Source organism: Streptomyces sp. NPDC104371, assembly GCF_055583785.1.
The window spans coordinates 22,627-31,231 of the sequence record NZ_JBVJNF010000022.1; the positions used below are offsets into that span (position 1 = coordinate 22,627).

Genomic DNA, 8,605 nt, shown 5'->3' on the forward strand with positions numbered 1-8,605 from the left:
GAAGCCATCGGGGCAGTCACAGCCGCACGATGACCAGGGCGATGTCGTCCCGGGCGCCGTGGGTCACTCCCAGTCGCTCCAGCACGGCATCGGCCATGCTCTCCGGGGCGATGGTGCCGTACTGGCCGAGGGCTTCGGCGAGCCGGGTCAGCCCCTCGTCGATGTGCTCGCCGCGCCGTTCGATCAGCCCGTCCGTGTAGAGCACGAGCGTGTCTCCGGGGTTGTAGGGGTGCACGGCCTGGGGACGGACCACATGCTGCGGCCGGGCGCCCAGCGGTGGGTCGGTGGCCTGGTCCAGCAGGTCGTACCCACCGTCCGGACGGACGAGGAGGGGCGGCGGATGCCCGGCGCTGCTGTAGACGATCAGCTTGCTGCGGGGGTCCACCAGGGCCTTGGCCGCCGTGGTGTTCAGCGCGCCCTCCACGGACCGGGCGTACAGGCCCAGGACCTCGAGGGCCTGGGCGGGCCGTCCGAGCGCCCGGATGGCGGCGCTCAGCGCGCTGCGGAGCATCCCCATGACGGCGGCGGCCTCCAGGCCGTGACCGACGACGTCACCGACGGCCACCGCGAAGGAACCGTCGGGCAGGTCGACCACGTCGAACCAGTCGCCGCACACGTTCAGCGAGCCGATAGCGGGCAGATAGCGCACCGCCACGTCCTTGTGCCGGCACAGGTCGGGCGACTGAAGCATGGCCTCCTGGAGCGCGAGGGCCACATGGCGTTCGCGCTTGTGCGCCTGCCTCAGTTCCTCGTTCAGGCGTTGTAGCTGCCGCGCCCGCGCGTACAGCTCCGCCTCCAGGGCCACGCGCTCGCTGGGCGGCTCGCGCGACACCGCCTCCTCGGTGCCGTGCACGTCTACGTACGCGGTCACGTCCTCCGCCCGGTGGATGATCCAGGCCACCTCACCCTCGGTGTCGAGGACCGGTGTGTTGACCGGGGACCACCAGCGCTCCTCGAAGGTGCCGGGGCGGCCCCTGACGGGGATGTCGTACTTCATGAAGGCCAGCGCATCCGCTCGCCGGCTGGTCAGGACGCGCTGGAGCGAGGCGTTCAGGGTCGGCACCCCTTCGCTCTCCTGGTCATGGGGGTCGTACGGGAAGGCGTCGAAGATATGCCGCCCGACCAGGTCGTCGCGGGACGTGCCGGTCGCGTCGAGATACGCCTGGTTGACTTCCACGATCATCAGGTCGGGATCCAGCACCAGGTAGGGGCTCGGCGTGGCGGCGAACAACGCCGCGTAGTCCAGCACCGACATCGCCACCTCTCCCTCGTCCCCGTCTCTTCACGCTACGGTCCGGGTAGCTCGGACGCTCCCCGAGGCCTTGGGGCAGCAGGGCCGCGCCCCGCTCCGGGCCGGTCGAGGCGCACCCACGCGGAGGGAGCCTCCGTCAGCGAAGCCGCGCGGCGAACGCCTCGTACGCCCGCTCGTCGAAGAGCACGAACCGGACCTCCTCGACCGCCGTCTGCACCGCTCGTACCGTCTCCACCGCGATGCGGGCGGCATCGTCCACCGGCCACCCGTAGATACCGGTGGAGACGGCGGGAAACGCGACGGTGCGGGCGCCGAGTTCGTCCGCGACCCGCAGGGACTCCCGGTAGCAGGAGGCCAGCAGCTCCGACCGGTCCTCCTCGGGGAGGAAGCGCGGGCCCACCGTGTGGATCACCCACTGCGCGTCCAGGTCGCCCGCCGTCGTGGCGACCGCCTGGCCGGTGCGCAGGCCCTTGCCGTAGTGGGAGGCGCGAAGGGCACGGCAGTCCGCGAGGATCGCGGGGCCGCCGCGGCGGTGGATCGCACCGTCCACGCCTCCCCCGCCGAGCAGGGAGGAGTTGGCGGCGTTGACGATCGCGTCGGCGCTCTGGCGGGTGATGTCGCCCCGCACCAGGACGATCGTGGTCATCGCTGCCCTGGAGAGATGTCATCAGAGATGATGGTCATCGCTGCACCGGAGAGATGGTGGTCATCGCTGTCTCAGCCTCCGCCACACGGCCTTCGCCGCGTTGTGCCCGGACATGCCGTGCACGCCGGGGCCCGGCGGGGTCGCCGACGAGCAGATGAAGACGGCGGGGTGCGGGGTGCTGTACGGGAACAGCGAGGGTTTGGGGCGCAGCAGGAGTCGCAGGCCGGACGCCGCGCCGGAGGCGATGTCACCGCCGACGTAGTTGGCGTTGCGGGCGGCCAGTTCGGGCGGGCCCGCGGTGGCGCGCGCGAGGACGCGGTCACGGAAGCCCGGTGCGAAGCGCTCCAGTTGGCGTTCGATGGCGTCGGTGAGGTCGCCCTGCCAGCCGTTGGGCACATGACCGTACGCCCAGAAGACCTGCTTGCCCGCGGGGGCCCGGGTGGGGTCGGCGACGCTGGGCTGCACGGTGATGAGGAACGGCGCGTCGGGGGCGCGGCCCTCCCGGGAGGCGGCGCGCAGGGCGGCGCTGATCTCCGCGCTGTTCGCGCCGATCTGCACGGTGCCGGCGACGCGGGCTTCCCTCGCCGCCCACGGCACCGGGCCGTCCAGCGCGTAGTCGATCTTGAAGGCGCCGGGGCCGTACCGGAACCCGTCGTAGTACCTGCCGAGGCCCGCGATACGGGCCAGCGCGGTGGGCGAGGTGTCGAAGACGTAGGCGCGCGCGGGGGGCAGGTCGTCGAGGCGCTTGACCTCGTAGTCGGTGTGGACGGTGCCGCCGAGGTCCTCGAGGCACGCGGCGAGCGCGTCGGAGATCGCCTGGGAACCGCCCTGGGCCACCGGCCAGCCGCGGGCGTGCGCGGCCAGCGCGAAGACCAGTCCGATCGCGCTGGTGGCGAGGCCGTCGAGGGGGGCCATCACATGGGCGACGAGCCCGGCGATCAGGCTCTTGGCCCGCTCGCCGCGGAAGCGGCGCAGCAGCCACGTCGACGGGGGCAGGCCCGCGAGGCCGAAGCGGGCCAGGGTGACGGGGTCGCGGGGCAGCGCGCTCAGGGGCAGGGACATGAAGTCCTTGGCGAGCGTGTCCCAGCGGGTCAGGAAGGGCGCCACCAGGCGGCGGTAGGCCCCCGCGTCGCGCGGTCCGAACGAGGCGGCCGTCTCGGACACGGAGCGGGACAGCACCGCGGCCGTGCCGTCCGGGAACGGATGCGCCATCGGCAGGTCGGCATGCAGCCAGCGCAGGCCGTACCGCTCCAGGGGCAGCGCTCTGAACGCGGGTGAGTTGATCCCGAGGGGGTGCGCGGCGGAGCACGGGTCGTGCCGGAAGCCGGGCAGGGTCAGCTCCTCCGTGCGGGCGCCGCCGCCGATCGTGCCGCGCGCCTCGAAGACGGCCACGGAGCAGCCGCGGCGGGCCAGCTCCACGGCGGCCGTCAGCCCGTTGGGCCCCGCCCCCACCACGACCGCATCGAGCATCGACGGCACCTTCGGACTCCTTCGTCAGCCGACGGCCACATGAACATCAGGATATGCCCGGGGACCGACACCTCCAGGGGTGCGGGGAACCCGCCTCAGGCCGGGGGTTCCAGTGGGCCGCGGCGCGGCTCAGGGTCCGTGGGCTTCCCCCGCTCGTCAGCCCTCGCCGGTCTCGGTGTCGGCCCTGCCGGTCAGCAGATCCAGTACCCGGCGGGCGGTCGCCTCGTCGCGGGCCGCGGTGAACGGCAGGGCGTTGCCACCCGTGATACGGAACGGTTCACCCGTCAGGGTGAGGTGCGCACCGCCTGCCTCCTCGACCAGGAGGAGACCCGCCGCATGGTCCCAGGCCGCTTCCCAGGAGAAGGCGACGGCGTCCAGCCGGCCCTGGGCGATCTTCAGATACTCCAGGCCCGCCGAGCCGCACGGGCGCGGGCGGACGCCCTGCGTCTGGAGGCCGAAGAGCGCGCGCTTCTGCTCGTCCGTCGTGTAGAGCGGGTGGGACGTGGCCACGTCGAGGTCGCGGCCCGGCTCGGGCGAGCCGGAGCGCAGCCGCTCGCCGTCGAGGAACGCGCCCCCGCCCCGTATCGCCCAGGCGAGCTGGTCGTGGGCCGGTGCGTAGGTCCAGGAGGCGCGGACGACGCCGCCCTGGGCGAGCGCGATCAGGGTGCAGAAGCCGGGGTCGCCGTGAACGAACTGGCGGGTGCCGTCGACCGGGTCGACGATCCAGACCGGGGCGTCGCCGTGCAGCGCCTCGTACGTCGCCGGGTTGAGGTGGACGGCTTCCTCGCCCACGACGACGGAACCGCGCAGCAGCTTGGGGAGCGCCTCGCTCAGATACTCCTCGGCCTTGCGGTCGGCGTCCGTGACCAGGTCGTGCGGCCCGCTCTTCTCGTCCACCTCGTGCGCCGCGAGTCGGCGGAAGCGTGGCGTGATCTCGGTGGCGGCCGCGGTGCGGATGGCTTCCTCGACGTCGGAGGTGCCGTGGGCGAGAAACTCGTCGATGGTTTCGGGATCTTCGATCATGGCTCCCATGAGAGCACGCGCCACTGACAATCCCCAGCGGGCCGGTGCACTCCAGGTGGAATCGACGTGAATTCGGTTCGCCGCGGCACCCGCCCGGGACCACCGCGATCACTGGGCATTTAGATACGGGTAAGCGCTCCCTTAGCCGTCGATCGCATCTTCGTGACTTGATGCCTTCCTGCCCGCAGACCGTTGCCTGCCCGCAGACCGTCAATGCCCGGATCGATCCGAAGAGCCCCGGAAGAGGAGATCGCTCACATGGCTGACCATGCGTCCGGAACGAAGGCCGGCGGCCACCCTTCTCCTGGAGCGCTCTCCGGGGATGCGCTGTTGCACACCTTGCGGTCCTTGCCCGTCACGGGCGCCCACGACCCGGCGTCCCGAGGCGGCACGGTCTTCGTCTACCCCGGGCAGGGCACCCAATGGCAGGGCATGGCCGTCGACCTCCTGGAGTCCTCGCCGGTCTTCCGTGAGCAGTTCGACGCATGCGCCCGAGCGCTCGCCCCGTACGTCGACTGGTCACCGATCGAGGTGCTCAGGGGCGCGCCCGACGCGCCTTCCCTGGAACGGACCGACGTGACGCTGCCGGTGCTCTTCGCCGTCATGGTGTCGCTGACCGCCCTCTGGCGCTCCTGGGGAGTCGAGCCGGACGCCGCCACGGGGCACTGCATGGGCGAGGTGGTCGCCGCCTATGTCAGCGGCACGCTGTCGCTGGACGACACCGCACGCGTGTCGGCGGCGTGGGGCCTGGCGATTCACGAGGACCTGGACGGCGGTGGGGCCGTGGCCGCGGTGGCCCTGCCCGCCGAAGCCATCGCCGAGTATCTGACGCCCTGGGACGGCCGGCTCTTCGTCGCCGCCGTGAACGGGCCCACCTCGGTCAGCGTGTCCGGCGAGCCCGACGCCGTGGTCGAACTCGTCGCCCGGTGCAAGGCGGACGGTATTCGCGCGCGCCGCATCGAGGTGAAATTCGCCTCCCACAGCCCCCAGGTGGAGGCCATCCGGGAGCGCCTCCTGCGCGAACTCGCGCCCGTGACCTCCCACGCTTCCGCTGATTCCCGGACCACTTACTACTCCACGACCATCGCCGCGAGGCCGGAACCCGAGGAGTTGGACGCCCACTTCTGGTTCCGCACGCTGCGCGAGCCGGTCCAGTTGCACCAGACGGTTCAGGTCCTGCTGGACGCGGGGCACCGGACGTTCGTCGAGGTCGGCGCCCATCCCGCGCTCACCCTCGGCACCCTCGACACCATCGAGTCGGCGGGGCTTCAGGACACGGCCCTCGCGGTCGGCTCCCTCCGTCGCGGCCAGGGCAGCCTGCCCACGTTGCTGACCTCCGCCGCGGATCTGCACGTGCACGGCGTCCCCGTGGACTGGACAGCCGCCTTCGCACAACCCGGCGTCGCGGAGGCGGAGTTGTCCCCGGAAGACCTGCCCCGCCCGCCCTCTTCCGACGACGAGCTCTCCACATACGCCCGTTCCGTGCGCGCCCTCGCCGAGCCTGAGGGCATGGCCGAAGTCCTGCGCCTCGTCTGCGAGTTGACGATGTCGGTTCGTGGGGACACGAGCCCGTTGAACCCGGAACTCACCTTCAACAACCAGGGCATCGACTCCCCCAAGGCCGTCCAACTGCGCAACCGTCTCGTCCACGAGACCGGCCAACGGCTGCCTGCCACTGTCGTGTTCAGCCATCCCACACCCCTCGCCCTCGCCCGGCATCTCCACGCCGAGCTGACCGGCATCGACTCCGCTTCGATCGACTCGGGCGCACACACCCCGATCGCTTCGGACGAGCCGATCGCGATCGTGGGGCTGGGGTGCCGTCTGCCGGGTGGGGTCGGGTCACCGGAGGAGTTGTGGCGGCTCGTCGCGGACGGCGTCGACGCGGTCGGTGAGTTCCCGTCGGATCGTGGCTGGGATCTGGAGGGGCTGTTCGATCCGGATCCGGAGGCGGTGGGGACGTCGTCCACGCGACAGGGTGGGTTCCTGTCGAATGCCGCTGGTTTCGACGCGGAGTTCTTCGGAATCTCGCCGCGTGAGGCGTTGGCAATGGATCCGCAGCAGCGGTTGCTGCTGGAGACGGCCTGGGAGGCGCTGGAGCGGGCCGGACTGGATCCGGCGTCGCTGCGCGGCAGCCGGACCGGCGTCTACGTCGGTGGGACGAACCTGGAATACGGCCCCCGCATGGCGGAACCCATCGAGGCGGTCAACGGCTATGTGCTGACCGGGACCACGCTGAGTGTCGCCTCGGGGCGCATCGCCTACACGCTCGGCCTCGAGGGTCCGGCGGTGTCGGTGGACACGGCCTGCTCGTCCTCCCTCGTCGCCCTGCATCTCGCGGTGCAGGCGCTGCGCCAGGGTGAATGCGACATGGCCCTCGCGGGCGGCGTCACCATCATGTCGACGCCCGGAATGTTCGTGGAGTTCAGTCGGCAGGGCGGGCTGGCATCCGATGGGCGGTGCAAGGCGTTCTCCGCCGACGCCGACGGCACCGGCTGGAGTGAGGGTGTGGGGCTGCTCGTTGTGGAGCGGCTGTCGGACGCGCAGCGGCTCGGGCATCGGGTGCTGGCCGTGGTGCGGGGCAGTGCGATCAACCAGGACGGGGCCAGCAATGGGCTGACTGCGCCGAACGGTGCGGCTCAGGAGCGGGTGATTCGGCAGGCGCTGGCCAATGCGGGGTTGAGTGCTGCCGATGTGGATGCGGTTGAAGCTCACGGGACCGGTACGCGGCTGGGGGACCCGATCGAAGCCGGGGCTCTGCTGGCCACGTACGGGCGGCAGCGTGATGTCGAACGGCCGTTGTGGCTCGGCTCGTTGAAGTCGAACATCGGGCACACCCAGTCCGCTGCGGGTGTCTCCGGGATCATCAAGATGGTCATGGCGCTGCGGGAACACACCCTGCCCGTGACCCTCCACGCCGACACTCCCAGTCCTCATGTCGACTGGGAGTCGGGGCAGGTGCGGCTGCTCACCGAGTCGCGTCCATGGCCGGAGGGCGAGACGCCTCGGCGGGCGGCCGTGTCCTCGTTCGGGATCAGCGGGACCAATGCCCACGTCATCATCGAACAGGCCCCGGTACAACCCGACTTCGACGCTGAGAGCGACAGCGGGCTGCCGGTGACGTGGACCATGTCAGCGAAGACGCCTGAGGCGCTGCGGGAGCAGGCCGTACGTCTGCACGAGCACCTGACGGCTCGGCCTGACACCGAGCCGGTGGCTGTCGCCGCCGCTCTGGAGCGTCGTACGCGCTTCGAGCACCGTGCCGCTGTCACCGGTTCCACCCGTGAGGAACTGATCACAGCCCTCCAGCAGTTGGCCACTGTCGGCGAGGGTCCGGGTGTCATCACCGCGACCGCGAGCGGCGGTCCGGCGCGCACGGCGGTGCTGTTCACCGGACAGGGCAGTCAACGTCCCGGCATGGGACGTGAACTCCACGCCACCTCGCCCGTGTTCGCCGCCGCGTTCGACGAGGCCTGCCAAGCCCTGGACAAGCACCTCACCCGGCCCCTGGCCCCGATCGTCTTCGCCGAGCCCGGCAGCCCGGAAGCCGAACTGCTCGACCAGACCGAATACACCCAGCCCGCACTCTTCGCCGTGCAGGTCGCCCTGTTCCGTCTCGCCGAAGCCCACGGGCTCACCCCGCACGCGCTGGCCGGGCACTCCGTCGGCATGATCGCCGCCGCCCACTGCGCGGGCGTACTCAGCCTGCCCGACGCCGCCCACCTGGTCGCCGCACGCGGGCGGCTGATGCAGCAGGCACCCGCAGGCGGCGTCATGATCGCCGTACAGGCGCGGGAGGAGGAGGTTCTCACCGTGCTGGAACAGGTCGGCGGAGACCTGACGATCGCGGCCCTGAACCACCCCACCTCCACCGTCATCTCCGGCGACGCCAAGGCTGCCGAGGAAGCCGCCCGCATCCTCAGGGGTCAGGGCCACAAGACCCGCCCCCTCACGGTCAGCCACGCCTTCCATTCCCCTCACATGGACCCGGTCCTGGCCGAGTTCGAACAGGCGGCAGCACAGGTCACCTTCCACGCGCCGGCCATCCCCCTCGTCTCCGACGTCACCGGCACCTGGACCACACCCGAGCAACTCGCCGACCCCGCCTACTGGGCCCGGCACATCCGCTCCACCGTCCGCTACCTCGACGTCACCCACACCCTCCAGCACACCCACATCACCCACTACCTCGAAGCAGGCCCCGACCCCGTCCT

5 protein-coding genes are annotated in these 8,605 nt (G+C 71.3%); 1 reads left to right on the top strand and 4 read right to left on the bottom strand.

What is annotated here, in order from left to right; genetic code table 11:
- Window positions 1-16: 16 nt before the first annotated feature.
- The 4 genes from ACZ60T_RS33745 to ACZ60T_RS33760 form a co-directional block, all read right to left on the bottom strand.
- Window positions 17-1,255 carry a PP2C family protein-serine/threonine phosphatase gene (locus tag ACZ60T_RS33745; protein WP_469669438.1) on the bottom strand — a complete coding sequence of 413 codons (1,239 nt, stop codon included), beginning with the start codon at window positions 1,253-1,255 and terminating at the stop codon, window positions 17-19.
- 133 nt (window positions 1,256-1,388) lie between these two features.
- Window positions 1,389-1,898, bottom strand: a complete 510-nt coding sequence (locus ACZ60T_RS33750) for an O-acetyl-ADP-ribose deacetylase (protein WP_365627448.1) — start codon at window positions 1,896-1,898, stop codon at window positions 1,389-1,391.
- Window positions 1,899-1,958: 60 nt separating this feature from the next.
- Window positions 1,959-3,368 carry a phytoene desaturase family protein gene (locus tag ACZ60T_RS33755; RefSeq protein WP_469669439.1) on the bottom strand — a complete coding sequence of 470 codons (1,410 nt, stop codon included), beginning with the start codon at window positions 3,366-3,368 and terminating at the stop codon, window positions 1,959-1,961.
- A 156-nt stretch (window positions 3,369-3,524) separates the two neighbouring features.
- Window positions 3,525-4,391, bottom strand: coding sequence for an inositol monophosphatase family protein (locus tag ACZ60T_RS33760; RefSeq protein WP_469669440.1), 867 nt, complete (start codon window positions 4,389-4,391; stop codon window positions 3,525-3,527).
- A 258-nt stretch (window positions 4,392-4,649) separates the two neighbouring features.
- Between ACZ60T_RS33760 and ACZ60T_RS33765 the strand changes: the two genes are divergently transcribed.
- A partial coding sequence (locus tag ACZ60T_RS33765; RefSeq protein ID WP_469669441.1) for an acyltransferase domain-containing protein occupies window positions 4,650-8,605 on the top strand: 3,956 nt, incomplete at its 3' end.